Genomic DNA, 15,797 nt, shown 5'->3' on the forward strand with positions numbered 1-15,797 from the left:
ATGGGCGGCAGTTTAACGATGCGGAAAGCGGGAAGGCGGTAAAAAAGAGCCCGTCGCAGCAAGACGGGCCGGCTCACGTAAGCCTTGAAAGAAGATTTACCGGAAAAAGCATTAACGATGAGGGTAAAACACAACCGCATCCCGGAGCAGTGACAGAAACGGACAGAAGATACCGGGCGAATCTTCTGTCCGGTGCGACCCGTTATTTTTCCTGCTGCATCATCCTGCGGTGCATATCAATGATGCTCTGATGTGCTGCAGAATTTGCGTTATCCATACCCTGGTGCGCCAGGATGGCACGCTCATGTTCATTCATCATGGCAACAGCGTTGTTAGTTACCTGGCCGTCCGGCTCTGAAACAGGATGCGGCTGTGCCCATACTGATGAGGCAGAAAACAGGGCCAGAAAAGAAATAAACATTCATTTTTTCATGCCGGCTGTCCTTACGAGTAAAAGTTAAATAATGGCGGGCCGGATGCTCTCCGTCTTCAGTCATTTTTATCGTACAGGAGAAAAATGCTTCTGCTCGAAAATGACATAAATGTAATGTAAAAACAGAAAGTTACAACATTACACAATTGTAATTATGTCCGTCTTTCAGCTGTGATAGCTTTCCGGTAACAAAAAATAAACTTCCTGAACGATAAGCACGGCTTGTGCTTGCGGAGCGGAGAGATTTTTTCTCCCGGGATACTGTGAATTTTGCCGGAGCTCAGTCATGGAACTTAAAAGTTCACGACGTAATTTTATTAAAGGGATAACCGCCGCCGGTCTCGTGGGCGGCCTGGGGCTGAGAACGTTTGATGCGCTCTCGGCGGTAAGCCTGATGCAGTCCCGCACGCTGACCGGGACCGACTTTGATCTGTTTATCGGCGAAACGCCACTGAATATCACCGGTAACACCCGCTATGCAAAAACCATAAATGCGGGTCTTCCGGGGCCGCTGCTGCGCTGGAAAGAAGGCGACACTGTCACATTAAGGGTAAAAAACCGCCTGTTAGAGCCGACCTCTGTTCACTGGCATGGCATTATCCTGCCGGCAAATATGGATGGCGTACCGGGTCTCAGTTTTCACGGGATCGAACCGGACGACACGTATGTTTACTCCTTTAAAATAAAGCAGAACGGAACTTACTGGTATCACAGCCATTCCAGTCTGCAGGAGCAGGAAGGAGTATACGGTCCGATTATTATCGATGCCGCTGAACCGGAGCCGTTTCAGTGGGACAGCGAGCAGGCTGTGCTGCTGACCGACTGGTCTGATGAAAAAGCCTCAGACATTCTCGCAAAACTGAAAAAGCAGTCAGATTATTACAACTTCGCTAAACCCACCGCTACCGACTTTTTCCGTGATGCGCGGGAGAAAGGCCTCGCGAATACGCTGGCTGACCGGAAAATGTGGGCTGAAATGAAGATGAACCCGACAGATCTGGCCGACGTCAGTGGTTTCACATACACCTACCTGATGAACGGACAGGGACCCGGTAAAAACTGGACCGGTCTGTTCCGTAAAGGTGAGAAAGTACGCCTGCGCTTCATTAACGGCTCGGCCATGACTTATTTTGACGTTCGTATTCCCGGTCTGAAAATGACGGTCGTGGCTGCAGACGGACAGTATGTCACCCCCGTGTCCGTTGATGAGTTCCGTATCGCCGTTGCCGAAACCTACGATGTGATCGTAGAGCCGACTGATGATGCTTACACTATTTTTGCTCAGTCTATGGACCGCAGCGGCTATGCACGTGGCACGCTTGCCGTCCGGGAGGGGCTGTCAGCAACGGTTCCGAAACCCGATCCGCATCCCTGGCTGACCATGGATGATATGGGTATGGGCGGGATGGATCATGGCAGCATGGGCGGGATGGATCACAGTCAGATGCAGGGCATGAACGACGGCGATATGCAGAGTATGGATGGTTCAGATATACCAGCCCCTCCAGCAGACAGCATGGCGGGAATGGATCACAGCGCCATGAGCGGTATGGATCACGCAAGCATGGCTGGCATGAGTGACATGCAAAAACACCCGGTTTCCGAAACGAATAACCCTCTGGTCGATATGCAGGCAATGATGCCGGCAGCAAAATTAAATGACCCGGGCATCGGCCTGCGTAATAACGGCAGAAAAGTTCTGACTTATGCTGACCTGACAAGTACGTTTGAGGATCCGGACGGCCGTGAACCGTCGCGCACCATCGAACTGCACCTTACGGGGCATATGGAGAAGTTTGCCTGGTCTTTCAACGGCATCAAATTCTCAGATTCAGAACCGGTTACGCTCCGCTACGGTGAACGCGTTCGTATCGTACTGGTCAACGACACCATGATGACGCACCCCATTCATCTTCACGGTATGTGGAGTGATCTTGAAGACGAGGATGGCAATTTCCAGGTACGTAAACATACCATTGATATGCCTCCGGGAACCCGCCGCAGCTATCGAGTCACGGCTGACGCACTCGGGCGGTGGGCCTATCACTGCCATCTTCTTTTCCATATGGAAACGGGCATGTTCCGTGAAGTCCGGGTCATTGAATGAGGTACTGCTGATGTCAGTTTCAGGGTGGAGTGATATGAAAAAGAATGTGTCGCGTTCTGCGGCAGGATTGCTGGTTTGGTCTGCACTTGCCGGAACGACGTTTACACCCGTCTATGCCGCGCCAGCGCATAACATGCAGCAGCATGATATGTCAGGGATGGAGCATTCTGCTATGAGCGGGATGGATCCGATGGATGGTATGGAGTCCATGCAACCCGCTGCGTCAGCAGAAAGCAGAACGCCCATCCCACCGGTTACCGAGGCTGACCGTAAGGCGGCATTTCCGGATGTCCACGGTCATAAAGTTCATGACAGCAGCGTGAATTACTTTCTGCTTGCCGATCAGCTGGAATGGCAGAAAAACAACGATCCTGGCGGATTCAGCTGGGATGTGAGCGGCTGGATTGGGGGTGACATTGACCGGCTCTGGATGCGCAGCGAAGGCGAAACCAGCGACGGTAAAGCTGAAACCGCAGAAGTGCAGGCACTGTGGGGACATGCCATTACGCCCTGGTGGGATGTGGTTGCCGGGGTCCGACAGGATTTCCGGCCCGGAAAGCCCCAGACCTGGCTTGCCGCCGGCCTGCAGGGAATGGCCCTTTACAATTTTGAAACCGAGCTGACAGCGTTTGCCGGCGAGAAGGGTCGAACTGCGCTGAGGCTGGAGGCGGATTACGATGTGCTGCTGACCAACCGTCTGATCCTGCAGCCTTCCTTTGAAGCCAATCTTTACGGGAAAGATGATGAAGCGCGTGAAACCGGTAAGGGACTGTCCAGTACGGAACTCTCACTGCGCCTTCGCTACGAGGTGAAACGTGAGTTTGCTCCATACGTCGGGGTTTCCTGGAGCCAGCTTTACGGTAATGCCGCCGATATAGCTGCCCGTGAAGGAGAAAAAGATGACGAAGTGCGCTTCCTTCTCGGGGCACGCATGTGGTTCTGATGCAGTTAATTCAAACAAGACAGGTATTATAATGAAACATTCATCTGCTAAGTATTTTATCGCTGTTGTGGCTTCTGTCACTGCTTTCGCTGTCCAGGCACATCCTGAACTGGCTTCATCAGTGCCTGCAGACAAGGCACAGGTTGCGGCTCCGTCAAAAGTAGAGCTTCACTTCACCGAAAATCTGGTGACCAAATTCTCTGGCGCACGTCTGATAATGACTGCCATGCCGGGCATGTCATCGCACGCGCCAATGCCTGTTGCAGCTAAAGTTGCAGCCGGCAGCGATCCCAAAACCATGATTATCACGCCGGCAAAACCGCTGCCCGCCGGGACTTATAAGGTGGAATGGCGTGCAGTGTCATCTGACACACATCCCCGTACCGGCAACTACAGTTTTAGCGTGAAGTAATGCTATGAACGATCAGACTTTTATTGTCATCCGGTTTCTTCTTTACCTTGATCTTATGGTTCTTTTTGGCCTGCCTTTATTTGAGCTTTATGCCCTGAAAGGCGTCTTAAAAAAACCGGTATCTTTGTTCAGCGTCTGGTCGTTCTTTTTCACGCTCATTTCTGCCGGGATTGTGTTGTCACTGGCAAACATGCTGCTGGTTGCCCAGTCTATGAGCGGCGTCAGCGACCCCGGTGAGCTGACTCTGCACATTATTGAAATGATGGTCGGCGAGACCGCTGTTGGCATGAGCTGGATTGTCCGGCTCGTTGCCCTGATCATCGCTTTTGCCGGGCTCGGTCTGCGGCACAAGAATGCCATACTTTCACGTTATGTTTTGATGCTGACAGGCGGTACGGCGCTGGCGACCCTGGCGTGGGGGGGGCATGCAGCCATGAATGACGGTGTGAGCTATTACGTCCATCTGTTGAGCGATATTGTTCATCTTTCCGCAGCCGGTGCTTGGGTAGGAGCCCTGACGGCTTTTACCGTTCTGCTGAGTATAAAAAAAGCCAGTAAAGCGGCTTATGCACTGCAGCTGTCCGGGGCATTAACGGGATTTGCCCGTGCCGGCACGGTTATTGTGATAAGCATCGTTACCACGGCAGTGGTTAATTTCGTGCTTATTACAGAAAAGCCACTGAGCACTTTGCCGGGAAGCGTTTACGGCCTGCTGCTGGTAATAAAGACCGCTCTGTTTTTTCTGATGTTATTGCTGGCTGCCGCCAACCGCTTCCGGCTTGCACCAAAGCTGGAAAATGCCCTGCTTCAGGGCCACTATAAGGCGGGTATTACACTGATGCGTAAAAGCATTATTACAGAATTTACCGTAGCGGTACTGATACTGGCAATTGTTGCCTGGCTGGGCACCCTGTCGCCAGGAACCGGTATGGAGTAACAATTAACTGCAGGAAAAAACACACCATGACAACCATGCTGATTGTTGAGGATGAACTGAAGACCGGTACTTACCTGAAGCAGGGACTCCAGGAAGCAGGCTATGACGTGACCCTGGTGAACGACGGGCGTCAGGGCCTGGAGCATATTCTGCGTCAGCATTATGACCTGATAATCCTGGACGTCATGCTGCCCTCAATGGACGGCTGGGATATCCTGCAGCAGATGCGCATGGCACGCCACGAAGAGCCCGTCCTGTTCCTGACGGCCAGAGATAACGTCAGCGAAAAAATTAAAGGGCTCGATCTGGGTGCGGATGATTACCTGCTAAAACCTTTCGATTTTGCCGAGCTTCTGGCCCGCATCCGCACGCTGCTCAGGCGTAACCGTACACAGGCTTCAGGAAACCACAGCATTGCAGATCTGATCATGGACGCCTCCCGCCGGACCGTGAGCCGGTCGGGGAAAAAAATTCACCTGTCTACCAAAGAGTTTGTGCTGCTTGAGCTGTTGTTACAGCGAACCGGGGAGGTTTTGCCAAGAAACCTGCTTTCCTCCCTGGTCTGGAATATTAATTTTGAAAGCGATACCAATGTCATTGACGTTGCCGTCAGGCGGCTTCGCAGCAAGGTAGATGATGACTTTACGCCAAAGCTCATTCATACCGTGCGGGGTATCGGTTATGTTCTGGAGATACGTGAAGAGTGAAGCGTAACTGGTCCCTGACCACACGGCTGAGCGTGATATTTGCCGGTGTAATGATGTCTGCCTGGCTTCTTTCCAGCGTCCTGCTTGTTGCTGCCCTGAGCAGCTATTTTCGCCATCAGGATGCCTCACTGCTGACAGGAAAGCTTGAGCTGGCAACCGAACTACTGGAAAGTGAAGCTGATTCCGGGCAGCCAGACAGTGCTTCGCTTGCACGCAAGGTTGCCGATGCCATGGTAGGTCACAGCGGGTTGTATCTGTCGATTAAAACGTCGGATAACCGGTTGCTTGCCGACTATTCCTCGCCCGGTTTTCCGCTTCCTTACGGACGTTTTGCCAGCGAAGCCGCATATCCGGATACGATGCAGACAGTAGAGGATGAAGGCTGGCGTTATAATGTTATTGTCAGAAAAATCAGTGCGCAGAAAGCAGGCGGACAACATGATGTCCTGATAACAGCCGCTTATGATACCGGCTTTCATGATGAATTTATCAGCCAGCTCAAAAAATGGCTGATCTGGTTCGACGGCGGGCTGATGTTCATTTCGGTATTACTGGGCTGGTTTGTCACAAGGATGGGTCTCAAGCCGCTGAATGAATTAAACCGTCTGGCCTCTGCTGTCACCATCAACAACCTCAGTAAACGTCTTCCTGCGCACAATCTGCCGGCCGAGCTGATGGCTACCGTGGCTGAATTCAACAGCATGCTTGAAAGGCTGGAGAAATCCTTCAGGCGCCTTTCTGAGTTTTCATCGGACATTGCCCATGAGCTGCGTACGCCTGTCAGTAACCTGATGATGCAGACGCAGGTTGCCCTGTCCCGGGATCGTGATGCAGCCAGTTACCGGGAGGTACTTTTCTCTAATCTGGAAGAGCTGAGCCGGCTTGCAAGAATGAGCAGCGACATGCTTTTTCTGGCGAAGTCAGAAAATGGCCTGATGATACTGGAGAAGCAGAACGTCTCCTTGCACGAAGAACTCGAGGAACTGATTGATTTCTTCGAGCCTCTTGCTGGTGAAAGTCATAAAACGCTGAAGCTTAAAGGTGATGCTCTCGTCAGAGGCGATCGCCTGATGCTGCGTCGTGCGCTGAGTAATCTGATCACCAACGCCATAAAATATTCTCTGCCGGGCTCTGCCATATCCGTATCAGCAGAGCATAACTCGGACAGGGCCTTTGTACATATTTCCAATCACACAGAAGATATTGCACCGGAAAGTCTGGGCCGACTGTTTGACCGTTTTTACCGGGGCGATGCATCCAGGCAGCATAATACGGATGGCGCGGGACTCGGTCTTTCTATTACGCGGTCCATTTTGCTGGCCCATGAAGGCGATCTGCAGGTAGCCGTGAATGATAATGTCATTACGTTCACGGCCATCATGCCGGCAACAGAGGGACCGTAATAACAAAACTTTCCGGGCTAAAATTTCATGATTTGAACTGCTCTGTATCAAGGTTATGTTCCCGGAGATATGAAAGGATGCCCGGGAAAACCTGAAGTAAATATCTTACCTATAAAGGAGTTACCTTATGAAAAAGCCGCATATAATTCTTGCCTCCCTGCTGTTTGTCCTGCCGGCTGCGGTTATGGCTCAGCAACCGGCCTCAAAAATGACGCATGAGATGAGCATGTCTCCGGCATCAAAAGAGTACATGTCAGGTATGCAAAAGATGCACAGTAGCATGATGATTGCCCTGAAGGAGCAGGACGCTGACAGGGCGTTTGCCAAAGGCATGATCGAGCATCACAGGGGCGCGATTGCCATGGCTGAAACGGAGCTGAAATACGGGAAAGATCCGGAAATGAAGACGATGGCAGAAGATGTCATCAAGGCACAGAAAAGTGAAATAGAGCACATGGAAGCGTGGCTGAAAAAATAACGGTCATCCGGCTTTATAAACGCTCTGAAGGGTTCTGCCCAAAGAATCCTTCAGTAAGCTTGCATCCATTATACGCTCAGCTAAACCGGTTTAATTTTACAGCGTCATCATGCAGATATATCTGACGCCAGTACGTTAAAACCTGATTATCACTAACTGATATTCAGGGATGACCGTGTTTAAACAATCGCACATCACTTAACCAACTTCATATTTTATTTTAATATTATTAAAGTGGGTCTTGTTGTTAATATTATCAAAGTCATAAAACACAAATAAAAAATCGAGATGTTTTTGTGTGAATTCTACCGGTTAATATTGCAGTTGTTATCATTTTATTATGACATTTGAGTATACCTAAATGTCATAGGGTAAATAACGCCTGAAAACGCCTAATGTCATCACCTATATGTCATGGATATAATTGTCATGACCTAAATGTCATGTGTTAGTTCATCCTTAGAGCGTTCTTATGCTGATTTGATGTCGAAGATGTTAACAGCATGACGGCATAACATTTTGCAGGTGTCATCCGACGATTAAGCCATGAACAGATCAAATAACGCGCTTAGCGTAGGATAATTTCCGTTTTCCAAGCGGCCCCCTGGAAGAAATGAATAGTCGCTGCCGAGCGCGTAGTATAACCGAGCCTAGTTTAATACAACTATTTTTTATCCTACATATCAACTGGATACAAAAATACGCAAAATACTTATTATGTTAAATATTAAGTCCTAAAAATCGCACGATGCAGGAGTCTTCCCGTTTTTCTTCCTCCTTAAGACTATTTAGCGATTTGATGCGCTGTTTTAGAAGACCCTAAAGATATTTTATCAACGCATAGCGCTAAATTTTCTGCCAGTATGAACGGCCTTAAATAAGTCACGCTGTTCGAAATAGCTGTCACTCATTGTTGAGTTCGATACTCATTGCAGATATTGGCTGCGTGATTCGATTCGTTGTCATAGGTTTAGATAGTGATTACTGATCAAGGTTTGCAGTTAGCAGCAAGCACTTTTCAGGACTGACCTCTGTGTCGCCCTAGATTGCCGGGATAATATCAATTTACAGCATCATGCCGTTTTGAACTTTTCAATTGTGTGGAGGCAAATGAGTGAAGACATCGACTCTCCATCTGCGACTAGATGGCAAGGATTGTGATGCCATCCGCATTGCAATACGCCACTGGTTGATAAAAAAACTAGCACCATAAGTCTTTTGAGATTAATCTGAATCTATTGTATTGGTCATTGCAGATTTTCATGTTTCATCAAAAGCAGCAATGAACTTATAGATACGATTATCGAAAACTGCTGGGACTTTAGTTATGAACTGGATTAACATTCCTTACATTAAAAATGACGATTATTGCCATCCAGTATTCGATACCGATCGCAGAGAAGTCGGACATTTCCTCTTTTTTTGTAGTTACAGACGAAAAAATGATCAGGTTTATCGACAGCAGAATGCTTTTTTTAGTTAAAGTGGCGAACAGGTTTATCTAATGGATAAGTTTAAACAGATGGAGCAATTTAACATCGCTTATGTTTATGCTCTTGCCTCTCATGCAGGATTTAAAATTTCGCGATGTGATGTTGATGATGACAGTGTTGATCTGACTATTGAGGGAACTGGCTTTCTACAAAGTAAAATAAGAAACCCCAAGATAGACTTTCAACTTAAATCAACATCAAACTTCATTGTTAAAGATGGTACTGTTTCATATGCATTAAAAAAGAAAAATTACATGGATCTTATTGGTAACAATGTTTTGTCGCCACGTTATTTAATATTGCTTAATTTGTCAGCTGACTCGACTGATTGGCTATGTAGCTTATCTTCAGGGATATCGCTTCATAATCACTGTTACTGGTGCTCTCTGAAAGACAGCCCACCAACTAGTAACGATTACTCTGTAACAATAAAAATGCCAGAAACTCAAATATTGACATCGTCTTTACTAAAAGACATGATGTTGGCAGCTAGCAACAGGGAAAGTGTATAATGAACTTATACAATAAAAGATTCATCATCACTGAAGGCTTTGGTAAATATATCGAGGCTAAAGGGTGGTTCTTATCTCTGGACATGCCTGGGCTTGCTAAAGTTTGGCATTCAAACACTCACTCTAATTATGAAATCCTTCAACCTCTAAGCATGGAATTGAAGGATTTTTCAAATCGCTTAGATGACCTTATTAATGTAATATCAATTACAGAGGATAAGAGTTTAACTGAAGTTGTTAAGGAAATTGAAAACGCTAGTAGCGATGTGATTAGTTTGCGCGTTATTCATGATGATGTGGCTAATGGAGAAATACCTTTTTTTGATGGAATTCTCTTACTTAATAAGACAAAGGAACTCATCGTTTCGGCTGCAAGGTCAGTTGTAAAACCTCAAAAAGCAAAATATACTGGTAAAAGCCCAGAAATCGTAGAAAATTTTCTATCTTCCTTAAAACTAGGACAGACTGAAGTTGGTAGTTATGTTCTTAATGTAATTGCTCCAATTTATTTCGTAGAAAACCAACAGGCTGATCATTGCATTGTGCCATTTTCTCGAACAGTCTCTGCCAGATTACTTGAGAGTGTTTCTTCTTTAAGTCATGCTATCGATAGATTTGAGGAAAATAGAGATTTTAAAGAGTTTGAGAAGATCATTTCGAATGGTGTTAATGCAACATTGTGCTCCGCTATTATTGGCCTTAGTGGAAATAACAGAAATAGATCTGTTGAAATATCAGTACAACCATCCCCATTTTCAAGCTCAGAAATTTCATCGACAACTAAGTTATTGATAACTGCTGATAAAATAAAATACATTGAAGACGCCGAAAGGTTCTTTTCTAATGATTATGTTATTTCAAACTATGCTCTTAAAGGATTTGTAACTAAGTTAAATAGAGATATCAATTCTATAGGTGGTGAAATAACCTTAACAGAGCCTTCAGAAAAAAATAGAAAGGTAACTGTGGAGTTGGATGAAGAGCATTACCTTCAGGCAATTAAGGCACATGAACTTAAAAATGACGATGTTTATTTAGTTGGAAAGCTTGTAGTCACACCTCGTAAAGCTAGATTGATTAATGTTGCCGAGTTCGAAATAATTAAGCATTCAATCAGGTAAACTAACTTTGTATTATAATCTCACCCTGGGGTGAGATTATTTAATTTTATAGATTGAGCTGTCATTTAAATAATTAATAAACTTTAATTATAAATTAATTTTATTGAATGTGACACAATTCGATTAGCGCTGCGACTGATTATCTATAAATACCCTTTCCCAGAGAAATTTATTTATATATCTAATCCTTAATAAATTAGGTTAATTATTTGCAGGATCTTTTAAATTTTAATGTATAAATTAATATTTCTCATGTCTCTTCTCATTCATTGTTGCCCTTGCTTTAGTAGAGATGGCCCACCTTAAATAAGGATTATCAAAAGTGGGCCATCTCTGCTCTCCATAGAGTTAAAGGCTAATTTAATAGCTTCCGGCCTTATACAATTAACCTTCTATCAACCTGGCTCATACTCCGCACCTCCCTGCTACTAAAGGATCATATATGAGGCCCATAACTTCATATAATTATCTTTATATAAGGCCAGACAGGGTTCCGGAAACCCTGTATCATGCGGATCCGGGTCGGATCCTGACTATTGCTGCCGTTTATACCGACGGCTTCCGAATTTGAAGGCGGCTGAAAAACCGGCAGCGCTACGTAAAATCTGGCGGGTAACCACCCTGCTGTTTCCTCAGAATTCACGTAGCGTCGCCAGAGCGTACATGGGGGAAAACTGTACAGGATGAACGATCTCTCCGTTTTTACCGGGCTCATCCCCCGGACGGCGTCGGATGATGACCTGACCGCAAGGCTGTCGGCTTTCGTCCGCCACCGCGAGGCGTTTTCGCCCAACACGTGGCGGCAGCTGCTGAGCGTCATGCGGATCTGCTGGCGCTGGTCGCAGGAAAACCGGCGCTCGTTTCTGCCCATGTCCCCGGATGATCTGCAGGATTACCTCTTTCACCTGCAGGCCGCCGGCCGGTCAACGTCAACCGTTTCGGTGCACGCCGCGCTGGTTGCAATGTTACACCGTAATGCGGGTCTGGTCCCGCCGACGGTATCGCCCGACGTGGTGCGGGCCAGGAAGAAAATTAACCGCACTGCTATCATGTCCGGCGAGCGTACGGGACAGGCCGTGCCCTTCTGCCGTCCGGATCTCGACCATCTGGACGTGCTATGGCAGCATTCGCCCCGCCTGCAGCACCTGCGGGATCTGGCTTTCGTCCACGTGGCGTATGGCACCCTGCTGCGAATGAGCGAGCTGTCACGCCTGCGGGTGCGGGACGTTACGCGCGCGGCTGACGGCCGCGTTATTCTCGACGTGGGCTGGACCAAAACCATCCTTCAGTCGGGCGGCATCGTCAAGGCGCTGAGCGCGCGCTCATCAGAGCGGCTGATGGAGTGGATCCGCGCGGCGGGCATGGCAAACGAGCCTGATGCCGTCCTGTTCTGCCCCGTTCACCGGTCAAATAAGGTGACCGGCGTCCCGACTGCGCCCATGAGTGCGCCAAGTCTGGAAGATATCTGGCACCGGGCAAGGCGGCATGCTGGCCAGACTTCACGCCCTGAAACCAATAAGGGGCGTTACGCGAGCTGGAGTGGCCACAGCGCGCGCGTCGGTGCCGCGCAGGATATGGCCAGAAAAGGCGTATCCATCGCGCAGATCATGCAGGAAGGCACCTGGACGCAGACCCATACAGTGATGCGGTATATCCGCATGGTCGAGGCGCATAAAGGGGCCATGGTCGCGCTAATGGAAGATGAGGATTAGTCTGGCCTGCTGCGCGCCTTTTAAAAAATTCCCAGGTATGGCTACCTCCCGCTGAAGGGGATTTTAAGTGCAGATTGCTTACTAAAAATATTGTGGCCTGAGGCCGGCTCCCTGCTCCGCCGGGCCCTTTCCGGACTCATGCTCCACCGTGCTTACCCCGCTACTGCTGGCGGTGTTTAGTCAGAAAATTAAGTAATTAACTTAAGTGAGTTGTGAATGACGGTCATCCATTCACAGCACACCTGCTGTTGGCATGTCAGTAAGCTGGCTTATGATTTGCTCTGGCTTTTGATCAATATCTGCGGCGAGAACGGTACTTTTTCATGACGCAGGTTCCTGATATCTGTGCGGGGTCTGACCGTGGAGCATCTGAGCGGAGGAATGCCCATGCTGCTGCAGACATAGGTGTTTTGTGTGGCTGCCTGAATTAACCTGATGAAATCATGCATGATGCGAAGGAAAATAAATGGCCATCGATAAAAACGGATTTATCCCGCTGCCTGCCTTCACCGGCTTTCAGCCGGCTTTTTCGCCCCTGATAGCTGACCTAGGGCATAAACTGGGGGCCGCGATGTCAGACCTGATCCACAGCGTTTATGTATATGGCAGCCTGGCTGAAGGCAGAGCAAAGGAGTCGGTTTCTGATCTCGACCTCACGGTGATATACAGCCGTGAGCCGGATGACCTCGCGACCAGCGAACTTACGGCAATCATGTCCGGCCTTGAGCAGCGTTATCCGGTCATCAGTAAGATAGATATCGACCCTGGCGTTCTGGATACCGTTATGCTGCCTGCTAATGCAGAGCGATGGGGCTATTGGCTGAAACATCACTGTATCTGCATTTATGGCGAAGATCTGCGGGATCACTTTAAACCTTTCAAACCCTCAAGGAGTATCGCGATTGCCCTTAACGGTGATTTTTATACTGTGCTGAACGGCTATATTTCACGGATGAAGCCCTCCCTTGAGCCTTCACAACGGCATGCGCTCCAGCGGACGGCAGCTCGCAAGGCTATCCGGTCGACAAACATCCTGAGGGATGAAAGCGATACGGACTGGCCGTCAACGCTGAAGGAGCATCGTGAAAAATTTAACAGTCGGTATCCGGCCCTCGCGGAAGAAATGGATTACCTGCTCAGCATCAGCCACCGCCCGCGCGGCGACATTATGACTTTTGCCGGCAGAGTCTCAACATTTTCCTACTGGTTGAATGCCGAGTTCAGCACGCGTAACCGATAATCGCGAATGAGCCGGCGGAGGCTTCAGAAGACACCTTTCTTTCAGCAGCGGAAGATATTCCGGATCAAGAGCCCAGGCTTATGAGTCAGCAAACAACAGCGACAATGCACGATGGAACGTTTACGGCGTTCTGACGCGCCCGCAAACCTCGCGTGAGGCTAAGGGATTGTTCATATCGTTAGAATTTCGCGCCAAATGCGATCCCAGCACACTCCGTCCGAAGTCCCGCCGTTTGGCTAAAAAGGATCTGCGCGGCTGTCAGCAGGCGTGAAATCATATTTCTGTGATGACTGCGCATTCGTTCACGCCCGCCCTGCTTGTCTCGTGAAGATGGATGAGTCTCCCGCCAGAAAACCTCATATTCCAGGCTGTATCCCTGCTTACCCGCCGGACATGAAAAAGCCCGCATAGGCGGGCTGACTGATTATCACTATTTATCGCCGTAGTGATAGCGGGCTGCATAGATAATGATTTCTCCGTTCTGGACTGAGTAGACCAGCCGGTGGCTCTGATCGATGCGGCGCGAATAGAGCGCCGGATCTTTGTGATGCCGCAACCGTTCTGGTTTTCCAATGCCGGTCAGCGGATCGGCCTCTATGCTGTGAAGTAACTGCCGGACGCGTTCAAACTTCTTTTTGTCTGTATCACGCCAGTAGTTAAGATCGTCAGCGCCATTTTTCGTGAACTTAATATTCCACTTCGACAAACTCGCCGCGCTCCGCCTGTTTCATTGACTCATTAATATGCGCTGCGTTCGCCGGGTTGCTGAAAAGATAGACCGTTTCTATCAGTGCCTCATACTCTTCCGCATCGATTATAACCACGTCAGGTGCGTCGCGACGCATAATGCGGACAGGCTCGGCATCGTCGGTGACCCGCTTCATCGTATCTGCGAAATGCTTGCGGGCATCGGTAAAATTGATTGAATGCATGTTGTTAACTCCCATCAGTTGATGACCATTATGAAACATGTACTCAAATAAGTACATTTTAAATTATCCCGATTTCATTTCAGGAAAACGCCCCTGTAATGGAAAGGTTAGGAAGGGAAGCGAGAAAATCTGATCCCGGAATCCTTATGACGTCAGTATACCCCGCTATCCTTACAGCAGGAGGTGTCTATGTGCGGACGATTTACGCAGTACAGCAGCCGTGATGAGTATTTTGACTCACTCGGTCTGAAACCGGACGAAATCACGTTCGACCCGGAGCCTGTTGGCCGTTTCAACGTGGCGCCCGGCACAAAGGTGCTCCTCCTCAGCGAGCGTGAGGATGCGCTGCACCTCGACCCCGTGTTCTGGGGTTACGGCCCGGAGTGGTGGGATAAGCAGCCGCTCATTAACGCACGCGGAGAAACGGCGGCAAGCGGTCGCATGTTCAAGCCGCTGTGGAACCACGGGCGGGCCATAGTGCCGGCCGACGGCTGGTTCGAATGGCAGAAAGAGGGCAGCAAAAAGCAGCCGTTCTACATCTACCACAGGAAAAAGCAGCCTCTGTTTTTTGCCGCGATCGGTAAGCAACCATACGGGCAGGACCACGGCAAAGAGGGGTTTGTAATTGTTACCTCATCAAGCAACCAGGGCATGGTCGACATCCACAACCGCCGGCCGTTAGTGATCACTGCTGACGCCGTCCGTGAATGGCTGGGTGCTGATACATCACCTGAGCGGGCAGAAGAAATTGCTCATGATGCAGCTATTCCGGAGAAAGAATTTACCTGGCATCCGGTAAGTAAGGCTGTGGGGAACATACACAATCAGGGAAAAAAACTGATTGAGCAACTTCATGAGGCAACCGACTGAAAAAGGTCGCATGCAAAACCAGATATAAAAAAATATCCCCGCCAGAGTGGGGACATAAACAGGACAGTATGGAAAGTCTCTCGCACCGTGTGCGTGCTGTGTGTAGCCTTCGTGGAAAATACGAAGCGCATACCAGCTTAGTCAGCTGTTAGATGACCGGCAAATGGATTACGAAAAAATTTTTTGGGTATCACAATGGGTTCGGCCCTCAATCCCCTTAATGTCGCGCAGGGGGCGGCCCTTCGAGAGTTATAAGTAAGCGCTGCTCACCGGCATCCACTTTCAGGATATTACTTTCATTCGCATTCAGGTTTTCCACAAAAATAATACTTAGCGCTGCCATGAGTTCCGCGGGAGAGGCGTTAACATTTGCTGCAAGCAGCTCAATCTTATCAACTAATTCCGTGACAGTCCTATCTCTCATCAGCCCGGCTCTCCTTATTTAAGTGAGTGTTATTAGCTTACGTTTTTTTTTTGGAAGTATTCCACTCCCTGCT

The 15,797-nt window shown here is 48.7% G+C and carries 16 protein-coding genes; 12 read left to right on the plus strand and 4 right to left on the minus strand.

From position 1 onward, the window contains the following. Positions 1-202 precede the first annotated feature (202 nt). Positions 203-421 carry a PcoE/SilE family metal-binding protein gene (locus AC6I8K_RS22860; RefSeq protein ID WP_497827719.1) on the minus strand — a complete coding sequence of 73 codons (219 nt, stop codon included), beginning with the start codon at positions 419-421 and terminating at the stop codon, positions 203-205. A 298-nt stretch (positions 422-719) separates the two neighbouring features. Here AC6I8K_RS22860 and AC6I8K_RS22865 point away from each other — a divergent pair, with 298 nt between their 5' ends. The 11 genes from AC6I8K_RS22865 (at position 720) to AC6I8K_RS22915 (ending at position 13,498) form a co-directional block, all read left to right on the plus strand. Beyond that, positions 720-2,540 carry a copper resistance system multicopper oxidase gene (locus AC6I8K_RS22865; RefSeq protein WP_497827720.1) on the plus strand — a complete coding sequence of 607 codons (1,821 nt, stop codon included), beginning with the start codon at positions 720-722 and terminating at the stop codon, positions 2,538-2,540. A 34-nt stretch (positions 2,541-2,574) separates the two neighbouring features. Continuing rightward, complete coding sequence (locus AC6I8K_RS22870) at positions 2,575-3,483, plus strand: copper resistance protein B (RefSeq protein WP_497827721.1); 909 nt, start codon at positions 2,575-2,577, stop codon at positions 3,481-3,483. A 31-nt stretch (positions 3,484-3,514) separates the two neighbouring features. After that, positions 3,515-3,895, plus strand: a complete 381-nt coding sequence (gene copC / locus AC6I8K_RS22875; protein WP_479408755.1) for a copper homeostasis periplasmic binding protein CopC — start codon at positions 3,515-3,517, stop codon at positions 3,893-3,895. 4 nt (positions 3,896-3,899) lie between these two features. Beyond that, positions 3,900-4,832 carry a copper homeostasis membrane protein CopD gene (gene copD, locus AC6I8K_RS22880; RefSeq protein WP_497827722.1) on the plus strand — a complete coding sequence of 311 codons (933 nt, stop codon included), beginning with the start codon at positions 3,900-3,902 and terminating at the stop codon, positions 4,830-4,832. A 26-nt stretch (positions 4,833-4,858) separates the two neighbouring features. Continuing rightward, the gene (locus AC6I8K_RS22885) at positions 4,859-5,539 is read left to right on the plus strand and encodes a heavy metal response regulator transcription factor (RefSeq protein WP_031374864.1); all 681 of its coding nucleotides are present in this window, start codon (positions 4,859-4,861) and stop codon (positions 5,537-5,539) included. Beyond that, positions 5,536-6,942, plus strand: a complete 1,407-nt coding sequence (locus AC6I8K_RS22890; protein ID WP_497827723.1) for a heavy metal sensor histidine kinase — start codon at positions 5,536-5,538, stop codon at positions 6,940-6,942. The genes AC6I8K_RS22885 and AC6I8K_RS22890 overlap by 4 nt, the downstream gene beginning before the upstream one ends. 127 nt (positions 6,943-7,069) lie before the next feature. Further along, the gene (copM, locus tag AC6I8K_RS22895) at positions 7,070-7,420 is read left to right on the plus strand and encodes a CopM family metallochaperone (RefSeq protein ID WP_497827724.1); all 351 of its coding nucleotides are present in this window, start codon (positions 7,070-7,072) and stop codon (positions 7,418-7,420) included. Between the two features lie 1,504 nt (positions 7,421-8,924). Then, a complete protein-coding gene (locus tag AC6I8K_RS22900) occupies positions 8,925-9,425 on the plus strand; it encodes a DUF4365 domain-containing protein (protein ID WP_497827725.1) in 501 nt (166 codons plus the stop codon). After that, positions 9,425-10,546 (plus strand): hypothetical protein, encoded by a 1,122-nt coding sequence (locus tag AC6I8K_RS22905; protein ID WP_497827726.1) that lies wholly within the window; start codon positions 9,425-9,427, stop codon positions 10,544-10,546. Before AC6I8K_RS22900 ends, AC6I8K_RS22905 begins: the two co-directional genes overlap by 1 nt. A gap of 683 nt (positions 10,547-11,229) precedes the next feature. Further along, positions 11,230-12,258: a tyrosine-type recombinase/integrase gene (locus tag AC6I8K_RS22910; RefSeq protein WP_483818573.1), complete on the plus strand. Its 1,029-nt coding sequence runs from the start codon at positions 11,230-11,232 to the stop codon at positions 12,256-12,258. A gap of 466 nt (positions 12,259-12,724) precedes the next feature. After that, positions 12,725-13,498 (plus strand): nucleotidyltransferase domain-containing protein, encoded by a 774-nt coding sequence (locus AC6I8K_RS22915; protein ID WP_497827727.1) that lies wholly within the window; start codon positions 12,725-12,727, stop codon positions 13,496-13,498. 430 nt (positions 13,499-13,928) lie between these two features. On the opposite strand, the gene AC6I8K_RS22920 is transcribed toward AC6I8K_RS22915, so the two are convergent. Further along, on the minus strand, positions 13,929-14,204 hold the full coding sequence (locus AC6I8K_RS22920; RefSeq protein ID WP_483818575.1) for a Txe/YoeB family addiction module toxin: 276 nt from the start codon (positions 14,202-14,204) through the stop codon (positions 13,929-13,931). Then, on the minus strand, positions 14,185-14,430 hold the full coding sequence (locus AC6I8K_RS22925; RefSeq protein WP_309836976.1) for a type II toxin-antitoxin system Phd/YefM family antitoxin: 246 nt from the start codon (positions 14,428-14,430) through the stop codon (positions 14,185-14,187). The genes AC6I8K_RS22920 and AC6I8K_RS22925 overlap by 20 nt, the downstream gene beginning before the upstream one ends. Before the next feature lie 189 nt (positions 14,431-14,619). Here AC6I8K_RS22925 and AC6I8K_RS22930 point away from each other — a divergent pair, with 189 nt between their 5' ends. Beyond that, the gene (locus AC6I8K_RS22930) at positions 14,620-15,300 is read left to right on the plus strand and encodes an SOS response-associated peptidase family protein (protein WP_497827728.1); all 681 of its coding nucleotides are present in this window, start codon (positions 14,620-14,622) and stop codon (positions 15,298-15,300) included. Positions 15,301-15,517: 217 nt separating this feature from the next. Here the strand turns inward: AC6I8K_RS22930 and AC6I8K_RS22935 are convergent, their stop codons facing one another. After that, positions 15,518-15,724 carry a hypothetical protein gene (locus AC6I8K_RS22935; RefSeq protein WP_483818577.1) on the minus strand — a complete coding sequence of 69 codons (207 nt, stop codon included), beginning with the start codon at positions 15,722-15,724 and terminating at the stop codon, positions 15,518-15,520. Positions 15,725-15,797 lie beyond the last annotated feature (73 nt).

It is taken from the genome of Pantoea sp. X-Soil-ISGK-421 (genome assembly GCF_059730785.1).